Source organism: Streptomyces sp. NPDC041129 (assembly GCF_055592265.1).
This window is the reverse complement of record NZ_JBVIYV010000009.1, coordinates 67,681-81,636: the sequence shown is the minus strand read 5'-3', so window position 1 is coordinate 81,636 and position 13,956 is coordinate 67,681. Positions and strand designations below refer to the sequence as shown.

Genomic DNA, 13,956 nt, shown 5'->3' with positions numbered 1-13,956 from the left:
CCCGTATGCAACTGATATGCACCGATCGGGTGGCCTTCAACCGCTACTCCTCGGTCGGAAGCGCGACTTCGGCCGCCGCTTCGGGCCCCTGCTCCAACAGGACGCCGAAACCGGCCTCGTTCAGGACGGGAACCTTGAGCTGCATCGCCTTGTCGTACTTCGATCCCGGGTTGTCGCCGACGACCACGAACGAGGTCTTCTTCGAGACCGAACCGGTCACCTTGGCACCGCGGCTCTGCAGTGCCTCCTTGGCGCCGTCCCGGGTGAAGTTCTCCAGGGTGCCGGTGACGACGACGGTGAGTCCCTCCAGCGGACGCGGGCCCTCGTCCTCGCCGGACGACTCGTCCTCCAGCGGGACCCCGGCGGCCTTCCACCTGCGGACGATCTCGCGGTGCCAGTCCTCGGCGAACCATTCCTCGAGGGCGGTGGCGATGATGGGGCCGACGCCGTCGGTGGCGGCCAGCTCTTCCTGGGTGGCCTGTTCGATGCGGTCGATCGAGCGGAACTCGCGCGCGAGGGCCTGTGCCGCGACCGGGCCGACGTGCCGGATGGAGAGCCCGTTCAGGAAGCGGGCGAGCGGACGGGTCTTCGCCGCCTCGATGTTCTCCAGCAGCGCCAGGGTGTTCTTCTTCGGCTCGCCCTTCTGGTTGGCGAAGACCGCGACGACCTTGTCCTCACCGGTCTTCGGGTCCCGCTTGGGCAGGCCGCTGTCCGGGTCCAGGACATAGGCCCTGATGGGCAGCAGCTTCTCCACCGTCAGGTCGAACAGGCCGCCCTCGTCGACCAGCGGCGGGTCGGCCGGCTCCAGCGGCTGGGTCAGCGCGGCGGCGGCCACGTCGCCGAAGTGCTCGATGTCCAGGCACTCACGGCCCGCGAGGTAGGACAGCCGCCCGCGCAACTGGGCCGGGCAGGTACGGGCGTTGGGGCAGCGGAGGTCGATGTCGCCCTCCTTCATGGGCCGCAGCGGGGTGCCGCACTCCGGGCACTCGCCCGGCATCACGAACTCCCGCTCGCCGCCGTCCCGCAGGTCGGCCACCGGACCGAGGATCTCGGGGATGACGTCACCGGCCTTGCGCAGGACGACGGTGTCGCCGATGAGCACCCCCTTGGCCTTGACGACCTCCTGGTTGTGCAGGGTGGCGAACTCGACCTCGCTGCCCGCGACCGTGACCGGCTCGACCTGGGCGTACGGCGTGACCCGGCCGGTGCGGCCGACACCCACCTTGATGTCGATGAGCTTGGTGTTGACCTCTTCCGGGGCGTACTTGTAGGCGATCGCCCAGCGCGGCGCCCGCGCGGTGGAGCCGAGGCGCCCCTGGAGGCGCATCTCGTCCAGCTTGACGACGACACCGTCGATCTCGTGTTCCACGGAGTGCCGGTTCTCGCCGTAGTGGGCGATGAACTCCCGTACGCCGTCGAGGTCGTCGACCACCCGGTTGTGCCGGGAGGTGGGCAGCCCCCAGGTCTTCAGCAGGTCGTAGGCCTGGGAAAGACGGGTCATGCCCGTGAAGCCCTCCAGGGCGCCGATGCCGTGGACGACCATGTGCAGCGGGCGGGTGGCGGTGACACGCGGGTCCTTCTGGCGCAGCGAGCCGGCGGCGGCGTTGCGGGGGTTGGCGAAGGGCTTGTCCCCGGCCGCGACCAGGCGCTCGTTGAGCTCGAGGAACTTCTCCATCGGGAAGTAGACCTCACCGCGGATCTCCACCAGGGCGGGGACGTCGTCGCCCTTCAGGCGGTCCGGGATGTCGGCGATCGTGCGGACGTTGGGCGTGATGTCCTCGCCGGTGCGGCCGTCGCCGCGGGTCGCCGCGCGCGTGAGGCGGCCGTTCTCGTAGGTGAGGTTGACGGCGAGGCCGTCGACCTTCAGCTCGCACAGGAAGTGGTACTCCTGCTCGCCCAGTTCCCGTGCGATGCGGTCGGCCCAGGCGGCCAGCTCGTCGTCGTTGAAGGTGTTGTCCAGGGACAGCATCCGCTCGCGGTGCTCGACCGCGGTGAACTCCGTCGCGTAGGACCCGGCGACCTTCTGGGTCGGCGAGTCCGGCGTACGCAGCTCCGGGTACCGCTCCTCCAGTGCCTCCAGGCTCTTCAGGAGCTGGTCGAACTCGGCGTCGCTGACGACGGGGGCGTCCTTCACGTAGTACCGGAAGCGGTGCTCCTCGATCTGCTCAGCGAGCTGCGCGTGCTTCTCCCGTGCCTCGGCGGGCACTGCCGTCTCCGCCTGCTGCTTGTCGCCGGCCACCGTGGTGTCCTCCCGTTACTCAGGGTTGTCCGCGAGGGATCTCGCCGCCCGGACGCAGTGGGCGAGCACCTGGCGTGCGTACGCGGGAGAAGCGCCCGCGAGACCGCATGCCGGGGTGACCGTGACCGCTTCCGTGAGCAGCCCGGGACGCAGCCCCAGCCTGCGCCACAGCGTCCTGACACCCATGACGCTACCGGCAGGGTCTGACAATGGGCCGTCCGTGCCCGGCACGACACCGGCGAACAGGCTGATGCCGGCCTCCACGGCCTCACCGATGGCGTCGTCGTCACGTTCGGTGAGGAGCGAGAAGTCGAAGGAGACGGCGTCGGCGCCGGCCCGGCGCAGCAGGGCGAACGGCACGTCGGGGGCGCAGGAGTGGACGGCGACCGGGCCGTCGTCGTGCACCGCGATCACGTCCCGGAGGGTGGCCTCGACCACCTGCCGGTCCACGGCCCGGTGGGTGCGGTAGCCGCTGGCGGTGCGCACCTGGCCGCGCAGTACGGCGGTGAGCGAGGGCTCGTCGAGCTGGAGGACGAGGCGGGCGCCGGGGACGCGGCGCCGCACCTCGGCGAGGTGCAGCCGCAGCCCCTCCGCCAGTGAGGCGGCGAGGTCGCGGCAGGCGCCCGGGTCCGACAGTGCCGCCTCCCCGTTCCTCAGCTCGAGGGCGGCGGCCAGGGTCCAGGGCCCGACGGCCTGCACCTTGAGGTCGCCCTCGTGGCCCTGGGTGAACTCCTCCAGGGCGTCGAGGTCCTCCCCGAGCCATGCCCGGGCGCGCTTGGTGTCCCGGCCCGGCCGGTCGCCGAGCCGCCAGCCGCTGGGCTCCACGCGCGCGTACAACTCGACCAGCATCCCGGCGGTGCGCCCGATCATGTCGGCGCCGGGCCCGCGCGCGGGCAGCTCGGGCAGGAACGGAAAGTCCTCGAAGCTGCCGGTGACGGTCTTGGCGGCTTCCCGGGCGTCCCCGCCGGGCATCGACCCGATCCCGGTTGCGCCGCCGAAGCGAATGTTCTCGTCCACGGGGTGAAGCCTACGTAGCCTTCACGCCCCGGGTGACCGGTGGTCAGCGGCCCGGGCGCACCGTCAGGTCATTGATCTCCGCGTCCCTCGGCAGGTCCAGGGCGGTGAGGATGGTGGTCGCGACCGACTCGGGGTCGATCCACCGCGAGGCGTCGTACTCCTTGCCCTCCTGGTGGTGGACCTTGGCCTGCATGGGGCTGGCCGTGCGCCCGGGGTAGACGGAGGTGACGCGGACGCCGTCGCCGTGCTCCTCCTGGCGCAGGGAGTCGGCCAGCGCCTTCAGGCCGTGCTTGGAGGCGGCGTACGCGGACCAGCCGGCGTGGGCGTTCAGGCCGGCTCCGGAGTTGACGAAGATCACATGGCCGCGGGCGGCGCGGAGCTGGGGCAGGAAGTGCCGGGTCAGCTCGGCGGGGGCGATCAGGTTGACGTTGAGCTGGTGGCGCCAGGACTTGGGGGTCAGCTCGCCGACCTCGCCGAGGTCCACGACTCCGGCGATGTGCAGGAGCGAGTCGACCCGTTCCGGGAGCGACTGGTGGGAGAAGGCCCAGGAGAGCTTGTCGGGGTCGGCCAGGTCGCCCACCAGGGTGCGCGACCCGGGGAACTCGGCCGCCAGCTCCTTGGCGCGGCCCGCGTCACGCGCGTGCAGGACGACTTCGTCCCCGCGCGCGTGCAGCCGGCGGGCGACGGCGGCGCCGATGCCGGAACCGGCCCCGGTGATCACATGAGTAGCCATGTGCGCCATGCTCGCATCAGCCCGCCGCCAGTGACTCCTCGAGGTGGGCCAGGGCGGCCGCGGGCTCCTCGGCGAAGAACATCAGCTCGGCGAGCGGGCGGGGCAGGAAGCCCTCCGCGTCCATGCGGCGGAACTGCTGCTGGAGACCGTCGTAGAAACCGGCCGTGTTCAGCAGCACCACCGGCTTGTCGGTGCGGCCGTGCTTCTTCAGCTCCAGGATCTCGGTGGCCTCGTCCAGCGTCCCGGTGCCGCCCACCATGATCACCACCGCGTCGGCCTTCTCCAGCAGCAGCCTCTTGCGCTCGGCGAGGTCGGCCGCGACCACCATCTCGTCGGCGCCGGGGCGTGCCTTCGCCGCGAGGAACTCCACGGAGACGCCCAGCAGCCTGCCGCCCGCCTTCTGCACCCCGTCGGCGACGACCTTCATCAGACCGACGTTGGAACCGCCCCAGACCAGGGTGTGGCCGGCCTTGCCGAGCAGTTCCGCGAACTCGCGCGCGGGCCGGGTGTAGCGCTCGTCGAGGTCGGCGGCGGAGAGGAAGACGCAGATGTTCATGCCGTCCACCGTACGCGGGAAGAAGTCCGGGCCCGTCGGCGCTGTCCTGGTATGACCCGAGGACACACGATCACCATCGAACAGGGCGAGCGGCGCGTGCGCGCGGTGCACGGCGGCCAGGTGCTCGCGGAGACCGACCGCCCGCTGCTGCTGCGCGAGACGGGCTGTCCGGTGCGGTACTACATCCCCGCCGAGGACGTCCGGCTCGAGCTGCTGACGCCGTCCGGCACCCACACCGTCTGCCCCTTCAAGGGCACCGCCTCCTACTGGTCGCTGCCGGACGCGCCCGATCTGGTGTGGGCCTACCCGGACCCGAAGCCGGACGTGGCCGCGATCAAGGATCACCTCTGTTTCTACGAGGTGGAGGAGGTCGAAGAGGCGTGAGTCTCCGCGACACCGACGTGTCGTGACCGGTGAGTCCCGCGCCGTGCGGCAGTCTGCACGGGCATGGACAAGATGACGACTTCACGCGACGGCACATCCCTCGCGTACCAAGTGACCGGCCGGGGGCCGACGGTGATCCTGGTGAGCGGCGCCATGTCCACCGGCGGCACCGTGGCGCCCCTGGCGCACCGGCTCGCCGACCACTGCACGGCCGTCGTCTACGACCGCCGGGGCCGCGGCGAGAGCGGCGACACGGCCCCGTACTCGGTGGAGCGCGAGGTCGAGGACCTGGCCGCGCTGGTCGACGCGGTGGGCGGCGCGGCGGGTCTGTTCGGGGTGTCCTCGGGCGGCGCGCTGGTGCTCGAGGCGGCGGCGAGCGGTCTGCCGGTCCGTCAGGCCGCCGTGTACGAGGTGCCCTTCGCCGACTTCCTGGACGGCGGCGCCGGGAAGCGGGCGTACACCGAGCGTCTGTGCGAGGCGCTCTCCGACGGCCGGCGCGGGGACGCGGTGGAGCTGTTCCTGCGGCTGACGGGCCTCGGCGAGGAGACGATCCGCAGCGCGCGCGAGTCACCGATGTGGGCCGGCATGGAGTCCGTCGCGCCCAGTCTGGCGTACGACGACGCGGTCCTGGGTGACGGACTGCTGCCCCGTGAGCGGCTGGCCGCGGTCTCCGTGCCGGTGCTGTCGGTGGCGGGCGGGGCGAGCCCCGGATGGCTGCGCGAGGCGGCCGAGACGGTCGCCCGGACCGCGCCCCGGGGCACGTACCGCACCCTGGAGGGCCAGACCCACGCGGTGGAGCCGGAGGTACTGGCCCCGGTCCTGGCGGAGTTCTTCACCGGCTGACCGACGGATGTGAGGACGGGCCCGGCCCGGTGGAGCGGTGCTCCGGACCCGTCCTCGTCTCTGGGGTCACTGCCCGGACCCATCCCCCGAGGTGGGTCCGGGCAGCGTCAGGGGCCTCCCCCGGCCTCGCTCCCCTCCGTGCGAGACCGGGACCCTGTGCGTGGCGGGGGGCTCCTCCGGCCGCCGTCGGGGTGAGCCCGGACGGCCACGGAGGCCGCCTCCCGGGGTCCCCCTCCGGGCGAGAGCGGCGTCCTGTGGGGGAACGCCTCCCGGACCCGCCGAGCTGGAGGCCCCGCAGGACGGCGGGCTGCACACCGTGCTGCAGTACGAGCGGGTACGGATCGGCGCCGAGCGCCGGCCGGCCAGCCGCGAGGCCGAGCATGTGGTGCGGGCGCACCGGGACGGCATGGACCGGTACGTGGCCATCCTGCCGGGTCGGGCGGGTGCGCCGGGCACCGGAGGCCGGAGGCCGGAATGGTGGCCGTGGAGCTGCTGTTCGACGCTCGGCTCGCGGCGGGTGAGACGGCGATGATCCGGTACCGCTTCGAGGACGGCACGGGCGAGCGGAGCCACGAGTACTACCGGGGCTTCAGCTACGCGGGCGGCGCCTACGTGCTGCAGGTCGCCTTCGACCGCGCGGCGCTGCCGGTGCGCTGCCGGCGGTTCGGGCGGCCCACGGGGCAGGCGCCGCCCGAGTTCCTCGGCGACCTCACGCTGAACGCGCACGGCACGGTGCACATCCTGGAGCCCGAGATCCAGCCCGGGCACGTGGGCGTGACCTGGGACTGGGAGTAGGGCCGGGCGCCGGCCGTCCGGCGGCGTCCTCAGGCCACGGGAGCCTGTACCCGCACCGTGGACGCGATCGTCGCCGAGCCGACCACGCGCGTGCCGTCGTACAGCACGATCGCCTGGCCGGGCGCGACGCCCCTGACCGGCTCGGTGAACGACACCTCGAGGGAGCCGTCGACGAGTTCCGCCGTGACCTCGGTCTCGCCGCCGTGGGCGCGGAGCTGGGCGGTGTAGGTGCCGGGGCCGGCCGGGGCGGTGCCGCACCAGCGCGGCTTGACCGCCGTCAGGGCGGTGACGTCCAGGGCGGCGGCCGGGCCCACGGTCACGGTGTTGTTCACCGGGGAGATGTCGAGGACGTAACGCGGCTTGCCGTCGGGGGCCGGGGTGCCGAGCCGCAGGCCCTTGCGCTGGCCGATGGTGAAGCCGTACGCGCCCTCGTGGGAGCCGACGACCGTGCCGGACTCGTCGACGATGTCCCCTTCGGTCTTGCCGAGCCGGCCGGCCAGGAAGCCCTGGGTGTCGCCGTCGGCGATGAAGCAGATGTCGTGCGAGTCCGGCTTCTTGGCGACGGCGAGGCCCCGGCGCTCGGCCTCGGCGCGAATCTCGTCCTTGGTGGTGACCGTGTCGCCGAGCGGGAACAGCGCGTGGGCGAGCTGCCGCTCGTCCAGCACGCCGAGGACGTAACTCTGGTCCTTGGCCATGTCCGAGGCCCGGTGCAGCTCGCGGGAGCCGTCCTCACGCGTGATCACCTGGGCGTAGTGACCGGTGCAGACGGCGTCGAAGCCGAGCGCCAGCGCCTTGTCCAGCAGCGCGGCGAACTTGATCTTCTCGTTGCAGCGCAGGCAGGGGTTGGGGGTGCGGCCGGCCTCGTACTCGGCGATGAAGTCCTCGACCACGTCCTCGCGGAATCGGTCGGCGAGGTCCCAGACGTAGAACGGGATGCCGATGACGTCGGCGGCGCGGCGGGCGTCGCGCGAGTCCTCGATGGTGCAACAGCCCCGCGCGCCGGTGCGGAAGGACTGCGGGTTCGCGGAGAGCGCGAGGTGGACGCCGGTGACGTCGTGCCCGGCTTCCGCGGCACGCGCGGCGGCGACGGCGGAGTCGACGCCGCCGGACATGGCGGCGAGGACGCGGAGGGGGCGCTGCGGGGTCTCAGTCATAACCCTTCCAGGGTACGGGGCCGCGGGAACCCCGGCCGCCGTACATCCGTTGACGAACACAGCGGACGGGACGGGCTCGAGGCGGGGGTGACCATGACCGACACGGACCGGCGGCCTGGGCGGCGGGCGCTGCTCATCGGCGGGCTGGTGGCCGCCGTGGGCACGGCCGCGCTGGCCCGGGAGGAGCTGTCGCACCTGTGGTGGCGGCTGCCCGGGGTGGAGAAGTCGCGGGTGGCCGGAGCGGTGGACTTCCGGACCGCGCGCTGGGTGGCGGCGGACCCGGCGAACTACCGCCGGGCGGACCGCCCGGACGACTACACCGTCGACCGTGTCGTCGTCCATGTCACGCAGGGCGGTTACCAGAGCGCGGTGCGGGCCTTCCAGGACCCGGCGCACGGCGCCGCGGCGCACTACATCGTGCGCGGGGACGGGCGGATCACCCAGCTCATACGGGAGCTGGACGTGGCGTTCCACGCCGGCAACCGGGAGTACAACGAGCGCAGCGTCGGCATCGAGCACGAGGGCTTCGTGGAGGACGCCTCCTCCTTCACGGACGCGATGTACGCCGCTTCGGCGCGGCTGACGGCCGCGATCTGCGCGCGGTACGGCATACCCGTCGACCGGGAGCACGTCATCGGGCACGCGCAGGTGCCGGGGACGGATCACACGGACCCGGGGCCGCACTGGGACTGGAAGCGTTATATGGGGCTGGTGTGGCAGGCGAAGCAAGCGTCTGGAAAAATCTAGGTTTCACCCCTTTTTGACCGGAACGAGAAGTTCTATTCTGGGAGCAGGCCTACGGGACGAGTGAGGGAGTTACAGCGGAGTAGCCGACTTCTGCGAGAGGCGCAAAGCTTCCGCCGGGGCCGACGTCGACGCTAGGACTGAGAGGCCGGAAGGTCGCAGGGACTGGACCGGAAGGCGACCCCCAGCCACCTGATCCGGGCAATACCGGCGAAGGGAACCCGTTTCGTAGGTCTTTCGCATGCGCCGGGCCGGGCCGCCCGTCAGCTGAGTCCGGCCGCTCGCGCGCGTTCCACCGCGGGGCCGATGGCCTTGGCGACCGCCTCCACGTCCGCCTCGGTCGAGGTGTGCCCGAGGGAGAAGCGCAGGGTGCCGCGGGCCAGGTCCGGGTCGGTGCCGGTGGCGAGCAGCACGTGACTGGGCTGGGCGACGCCCGCGGTGCAGGCGGAGCCGGTGGAGCACTCGATGCCCTGGGCGTCCAGCAGGAGCAGCAGGGAGTCGCCCTCGCAGCCGGGGAAGGTGAAGTGGGCGTTGGCCGGGAGACGGCCGCCGGGCGCCGGGTCACCGCCGAGGATCGCGTCCGGTACGGCCGTGAGGACGGCGTCCACCAACTGGTCCCGCAGGGCGCCGATCTCGCGGGCGAACCACTCGCGCTGCTCGGCGGCGAGCCGGCCGGCCACCGCGAAGGAGGCCACGGCGGGCACGTCGAGGGTGCCGGAGCGCACGTGACGCTCCTGGCCGCCGCCGTGCAGGACGGGCACCGGGGTGTACTCGCGGCCGAGGAGCAGCGCGCCGATACCGTACGGGCCGCCGATCTTGTGTCCCGACACGGTGAGCGCGGCGAGGCCGGAGTCGGCGAAGCCGACCGGGACCTGACCGAAGGCCTGGACCGCGTCGGCGTGCAGCGGGACGTCGAACTCGGCGGCGACGTCGGCCAGTTCGCGGACCGGCATGACGGTGCCGATCTCGTTGTTGGCCCACATCACGGTGGCCAGGGCGACGCTGCCGGGGTCGCGGGCGATGGCCTCGCGCAGCGCGTCGGCGTGGACGCGGCCGTGGGAGTCGACGGGGAGGTACTCGACGGTGGCCCCCTCCTGCTCACCGAGCCAGTGCACGGCGTCGAGGACGGCGTGGTGCTCGACCGGGCTGGCGAGGACCCGGGTGCGGGCCGGGTCGGCGGCGCGGCGGGCCCAGTACAGGCCCTTCACCGCGAGGTTGTCGGCCTCGGTGCCGCCCGAGGTGAACACCACCTCGCTGGGGCGGGCGCCCAGCGCCTCCGCCAGGGTTTCGCGGGACTCCTCGACGGTACGGCGGGCCTTGCGGCCGGATGCGTGGAGGGAGGAGGCGTTGCCCGTGATGCTCAGCTGGGCGGTCAGCGCCTCTGCCGCCTCCGGGAGCATCGGGGTCGTCGCGGCGTGGTCGAGGTAAGCCATGGTGACGCCGATTCTACGGCGCCCTCACGACGCCCTCGGCTGCCCCCGGGTGCCCCTCGCCCCCCACGGGGGCCGGGCCCGGCGGCGACGCACCGGCGACGGCGGCACGCCGGTCGCCTCACAGGCTCCAGGACACGGTGTTCGACAGCTCCATCGCGAGACCCAGGACCGCCAGGTCGGCGACGCCCAGGCTCAGGCCCAGCCAGGCGCGGCCACGGCGGGACGTGCCGCGCCAGAGGGAGACGGCGGCCAGGACGATGGCGACCGGTCCGAGGAAGACGTTGAGGACGAGCAGGCCGAGGAGGCCGAGGATGAAGGACGCCACGGCCATCCCGTCGGCGTCCCGCGTGCGCGGGCGGTTCTCCGTGCGGCCCGAGGCCGGTGCGGTGAGTTGCATGGTGCTCAGCTCCTGGAAGTCGGTACGGACGGTCAGTCGGCCGAGGTGTGGCGGCGGCCGTGGCGCTCGCGGATCGCGAAGATGCCGAGCCAGACGGCGATGACGGCGGCCGCGGCGGCGGTGACGGTCAGCGGTGCGTGGGCGACGGTGCCCAGCACGACACCGAGCAGCATGAGTGCGGCGACGAGGAACAGCATGGGATGAGATCCCCCCTCCGGGTTGCCTCGTGTTGTTCGCTTGTGAACTTTGGGTGAACAGTTGTAGTAACAGTTGTTCACTGACTTAGAGTCTAGCGCGTCCCCCGGCTTCCCAATTCCAGAGAACAGTTGTTAACTGGATGACATGAGTCACACCCTCGGCATCCGGCAGGCCCAGAAGCAGAAGACGCGGCAGGCGTTTCTGGACGCGGCGCTCGCGCTGCTGGAGGAGCAGAGTCTGAGCAGCCTCGGCCTGCGCGAGGTCACCCGTGCCGTCGGAGTCGCTCCGACCGCCTTCTACCGGCACTTCCGCTCCACCGCCGACCTCGGCGTGGCCCTGGTCGACGAGGCACTGGGCAGCCTGCATCCGATGGTGCGGACGACGGTGTCCGCGGCCGGTGACAGTGGCGAGCGCATCACGCGCGCCGTCGAGCTGATCGCCCGCCACGTGGACGCGTACCCCGCACACGTCCGTTTCATCGCCCGTGAGCGACATGGCGGAGTCCAGCCGGTCCGCGAGGCCATCCGCGACCAACTGGCCCGTTTCGCCGAGGAGGTGAAGGCCGAGCTGGCAGGCGACCCGGAGGCGCGCGGCTGGAACGACGACGACCTGCGGATGCTCGCGCACCTCTACGTCGACCAGATGCTGCTGACGGCCTCCCTGTTCCTGGAGTCACTGGAAGCACCGGAGGAAGAGCGGGAGCGCGTCACCCTGCTCGCCCGGCGGCAGTTGCGGCTCATCAGCATCGGCCGCCACCACTGGCTGGACTGAGCCGCTCCGTGCGGTCCGGCGCCTCCCGGCCCGTCAGCCCTGCCACGCCTGCCCCCCGGACCGCCCCTCGGCCTGACCCCCGCCGGGCCCCTGTCCCGGCGCAGTCAGTCGGGCAAAGCGCGCCTCAAGTACAGCCGTCCACCGGGCACTTCAATCGACCTCCGGACCGGCCCGCTGATACAGGGCCGTGACGGAGCCGACCGCCCGCAGCAGTTCGGCGCGCGCCTCGGGCGGGCCGAGGATCTCCACCTGGTCGGAGAATCCGAGCAGTTGGCGCACCGCGCGCAGCACCGGGTACGTCATCCGGGCGGTGACCCAGTCGCTCACCCCGTCGTCGTCGGGGACCTCGGTCAGTTGCGCGGCGGCCATGCGCCGGAACATGTCGAGGCGTTCGCGCCGCACCCGCACGGTGACGTCGACGCCGCCCCCCGGCCGCTCCTCCACCTGACGGCGCAGCACCTCCCAGACGTCCGCGAGTTCGACGCCGGGCCGCCGCCGCACGGGATCGTCGAGCAGCCGGGCCGAGCGCACCCGGTCGGCGCGGAACAGCCGGGGCGCGCCCCGGCGGTCGGCGGCCAGGTACCAGACCCCCGCCTTGGCGACCAGGCCGTAGGGGTCCACCGTGTACGTGGACGGCTCCCGGTCCCCGCTGTGCCGGTAGCGCAGCCGCAGCCGCCGGTCGGAGAAGACCGCGTCCTGCAGCACCTCCAGATCCACGGCCGGCTGGGGGCCGCCGAGCCAGCGGGTGGCGTCGACCAGGATGCGGCGGCTGGTGACCTCGGCGGCGGGCCGGTGGGGCGCCGGCAGGGCGGCCATCACCTTGCGCAGGGCGGAGCCGAGGGCGGTGTCCAGGCCGAGCGCCGCGTGGGCGCCCTGCGCGGCCAGGATGAACAGCGCCCGGGACTCGTCCGCTGTCAGGCCGGTGACGTCGGTGCGGAAACCGGCGAGGAGTTCGATGCCGCCGTGCCGGCCGCGCTCGGCGTACACCGGCACACCGGACGCCGACAGGGCCTCGACGTCCCGGTAGATGGTGCGGACCGACACCTCGAGCCGGTCGGCCAGTTCGCGCGCCGGTACGCGCCCACGGGTCTGCAGGAGCAGCAGGATCGACAGCAGCCGGTCGGACTTCACGCGCCCAGAATCCCGCCGCGTCCCGGTCCACGCAAATGCTGACGGCAGGTGTCAGGTTATCCGGGGATGCTCGACGCAACGACTCACCGAGAGGCATGTCATGACGAACGAGTTCACCGACCCGCGCCCCTATTACGTCCGCGCGACCGAGCAGGCGGCCGCCCTCATCAAGACCGTGCGCCCCGAGGACCTCACCCGGCCGACCCCGTGTTCCGAGTTCGATGTCCGTGGCCTGCTCGGCCATGTCGTCGGCGGCACCCGGCGGATCGCGGTGGTCGGCGAAGGCGGTGACGGGCTCGCCGTCGACCCGTCCACCGACGGGGTCGCCGACGACGGCTGGGCGGCGGCCTACGACGAGGTCAGGGTCCGGGTGCTCAGGGCCTGGGAGAGCGACGAGCGGATGGTGACGACGGTACGCGTGCCGTGGGGCGAGGTCCCAGGCCACGCGGCGCTGTCGGGCTATGTGATGGAGATCGTGACCCACACCTGGGACCTCGCCGAGGCCCTCGGCCACCCGCTGGAACTCGACCCCGAGCTGGCCGAGTTCTCGCTCGCCAACGCCCGCCGGGTGCTGCCCGACGCAAGGCCGCGGGACGCCGCCACCCCGTTCGCCGCTCGCACCGGCGCCCCCGAGGGCGCCGGTGTCTACGAGCGGCTGGCGGCCTGGCTGGGCCGCACCCCGCTCAGCCGAGCCTGACCCGGGCGAGCTGCCGGGACTGGGCGACCAGCCGGTCCGCGCTGTCCCAGACCTCGGCGTCCTCCTCCAGGAATCCGCCGGCCAGGTTGCGGGTGGTGATCGACACCCGCAGCGGTCCGGGGGCCGGGCGGTGCCGGACGTGGACGGTGAGTTCCACCGTGGGCACCCAGCCCTTGAGGCCGATCTCGAAGGCGGTGGGCGGCAGCGCGTCGACCGCGAGCAGCAGCGAGAGCGGATCGGCGTCGCGGCCGTCGGCCAGCCCGAACCAGGCCCGCATCTCGCCCTTGCCGGAGGGCGCGCCGAGCGCCCAGCCGAGGGTGGCGGGGTCCAGCTTGAGCATCAGCCGGTCGGCGATGGCCGAGCTGCCCTCGACCGGGGCGGGACCGTCCTGCGGGCCGAAGCACTGGTCCAGCGGCGGGATCGCCGGCGGGGCGGCCGTGGTGCGGACGTCGTCTGGCAGGTCGGCGAGGTCGCCGTAGGAGGCGAGGACGCGGATCCGCTCGACCTCGTTGCCCTCGTCGTCGTACTGGAGGAGCGAGGCCTGGCCCGTGGAGAGGGTGCGGCCGGTGCGGACGGTCTGCGTGCGGACGACCGCCGGGCCCGGCTGGGACGCCGTCAGGTAGTGCGCGGAGACGGTGAAGGGGTCCGGGTGCGGGAGGGTGTCCGCGAGGGCCCTGCCGAGGACGGCCAGCAGATAGCCGCCGTTGACGGCGTTGATGATGGTCCAGCCGGCCGAGAGGTCGATGTCGTAGACACCGGTCTCGCGCCGGGTGACCGCCGTGTCACGGTCGAACTCGCTGTCGCCGATCACGGCCCGCGACGGGGAGGGGGCGGAAGCTGCTTCTGGCATGGGTGAACGGTACA

General features: G+C 72.6%; 16 protein-coding genes. 6 read left to right on the top strand and 10 right to left on the bottom strand.

The window, feature by feature from the left end; translation table 11 throughout:
• Positions 1-43 precede the first annotated feature (43 nt).
• The 4 genes from ligA to ACZ6B1_RS26075 all read right to left on the bottom strand — a co-directional run bounded on the left by ligA (position 44) and on the right by ACZ6B1_RS26075 (position 4,545).
• Complete coding sequence (gene ligA / locus ACZ6B1_RS26090; RefSeq protein ID WP_468782242.1) at positions 44-2,239, bottom strand: NAD-dependent DNA ligase LigA; 2,196 nt, start codon at positions 2,237-2,239, stop codon at positions 44-46.
• Between the two features lie 15 nt (positions 2,240-2,254).
• Positions 2,255-3,211 (bottom strand): methionine synthase, encoded by a 957-nt coding sequence (locus ACZ6B1_RS26085; RefSeq protein WP_468782580.1) that lies wholly within the window; start codon positions 3,209-3,211, stop codon positions 2,255-2,257.
• An 88-nt stretch (positions 3,212-3,299) separates the two neighbouring features.
• Positions 3,300-3,998, bottom strand: coding sequence for an SDR family oxidoreductase (locus ACZ6B1_RS26080; RefSeq protein WP_468782240.1), 699 nt, complete (start codon positions 3,996-3,998; stop codon positions 3,300-3,302).
• Between the two features lie 7 nt (positions 3,999-4,005).
• Positions 4,006-4,545 (bottom strand): LOG family protein, encoded by a 540-nt coding sequence (locus tag ACZ6B1_RS26075; RefSeq protein WP_468782238.1) that lies wholly within the window; start codon positions 4,543-4,545, stop codon positions 4,006-4,008.
• Between the two features lie 51 nt (positions 4,546-4,596).
• On the opposite strand from ACZ6B1_RS26075, the gene ACZ6B1_RS26070 reads away from it, so the two are divergent.
• The 3 genes from ACZ6B1_RS26070 to ACZ6B1_RS26060 all read left to right on the top strand — a co-directional run bounded on the left by ACZ6B1_RS26070 (position 4,597) and on the right by ACZ6B1_RS26060 (position 6,567).
• Entirely contained in the window at positions 4,597-4,929 is a 333-nt protein-coding gene (locus ACZ6B1_RS26070; protein WP_468782236.1) for a DUF427 domain-containing protein, read from the top strand.
• 63 nt (positions 4,930-4,992) lie between these two features.
• Positions 4,993-5,772, top strand: coding sequence for an alpha/beta fold hydrolase (locus ACZ6B1_RS26065; RefSeq protein ID WP_468782234.1), 780 nt, complete (start codon positions 4,993-4,995; stop codon positions 5,770-5,772).
• A gap of 474 nt (positions 5,773-6,246) precedes the next feature.
• Positions 6,247-6,567, top strand: coding sequence for a hypothetical protein (locus ACZ6B1_RS26060; RefSeq protein ID WP_468782232.1), 321 nt, complete (start codon positions 6,247-6,249; stop codon positions 6,565-6,567).
• A 29-nt stretch (positions 6,568-6,596) separates the two neighbouring features.
• On the opposite strand, the gene mnmA is transcribed toward ACZ6B1_RS26060, so the two are convergent.
• Complete coding sequence (gene mnmA, locus ACZ6B1_RS26055; protein WP_468782230.1) at positions 6,597-7,721, bottom strand: tRNA 2-thiouridine(34) synthase MnmA; 1,125 nt, start codon at positions 7,719-7,721, stop codon at positions 6,597-6,599.
• Between the two features lie 93 nt (positions 7,722-7,814).
• Here mnmA and ACZ6B1_RS26050 point away from each other — a divergent pair, with 93 nt between their 5' ends.
• Positions 7,815-8,468, top strand: coding sequence for an N-acetylmuramoyl-L-alanine amidase (locus ACZ6B1_RS26050; protein ID WP_468782228.1), 654 nt, complete (start codon positions 7,815-7,817; stop codon positions 8,466-8,468).
• 260 nt (positions 8,469-8,728) lie between these two features.
• Here ACZ6B1_RS26050 and ACZ6B1_RS26045 read toward each other — a convergent pair whose 3' ends face one another.
• From ACZ6B1_RS26045 to ACZ6B1_RS26035, 3 genes are all read right to left on the bottom strand, one after another.
• Positions 8,729-9,898, bottom strand: coding sequence for a cysteine desulfurase family protein (locus ACZ6B1_RS26045; RefSeq protein WP_468782226.1), 1,170 nt, complete (start codon positions 9,896-9,898; stop codon positions 8,729-8,731).
• Between the two features lie 118 nt (positions 9,899-10,016).
• Positions 10,017-10,295 carry a DUF4190 domain-containing protein gene (locus tag ACZ6B1_RS26040; RefSeq protein WP_468782224.1) on the bottom strand — a complete coding sequence of 93 codons (279 nt, stop codon included), beginning with the start codon at positions 10,293-10,295 and terminating at the stop codon, positions 10,017-10,019.
• Positions 10,296-10,327: 32 nt separating this feature from the next.
• Positions 10,328-10,492 (bottom strand): hypothetical protein, encoded by a 165-nt coding sequence (locus ACZ6B1_RS26035; protein WP_445280879.1) that lies wholly within the window; start codon positions 10,490-10,492, stop codon positions 10,328-10,330.
• A gap of 145 nt (positions 10,493-10,637) precedes the next feature.
• Here ACZ6B1_RS26035 and ACZ6B1_RS26030 point away from each other — a divergent pair, with 145 nt between their 5' ends.
• Positions 10,638-11,264 (top strand): TetR family transcriptional regulator, encoded by a 627-nt coding sequence (locus tag ACZ6B1_RS26030; RefSeq protein WP_468782222.1) that lies wholly within the window; start codon positions 10,638-10,640, stop codon positions 11,262-11,264.
• Positions 11,265-11,414: 150 nt separating this feature from the next.
• On the opposite strand, the gene ACZ6B1_RS26025 is transcribed toward ACZ6B1_RS26030, so the two are convergent.
• Positions 11,415-12,395 (bottom strand): helix-turn-helix transcriptional regulator, encoded by a 981-nt coding sequence (locus tag ACZ6B1_RS26025; protein WP_468782220.1) that lies wholly within the window; start codon positions 12,393-12,395, stop codon positions 11,415-11,417.
• Between the two features lie 100 nt (positions 12,396-12,495).
• Between ACZ6B1_RS26025 and ACZ6B1_RS26020 the strand changes: the two genes are divergently transcribed.
• Positions 12,496-13,092: a TIGR03086 family metal-binding protein gene (locus tag ACZ6B1_RS26020; protein ID WP_468782218.1), complete on the top strand. Its 597-nt coding sequence runs from the start codon at positions 12,496-12,498 to the stop codon at positions 13,090-13,092.
• On the opposite strand, the gene ACZ6B1_RS26015 is transcribed toward ACZ6B1_RS26020, so the two are convergent.
• Positions 13,079-13,942, bottom strand: a complete 864-nt coding sequence (locus ACZ6B1_RS26015; protein ID WP_468782216.1) for a thioesterase family protein — start codon at positions 13,940-13,942, stop codon at positions 13,079-13,081. The genes ACZ6B1_RS26020 and ACZ6B1_RS26015 overlap by 14 nt on opposite strands.
• Positions 13,943-13,956: the final 14 nt, after the last annotated feature.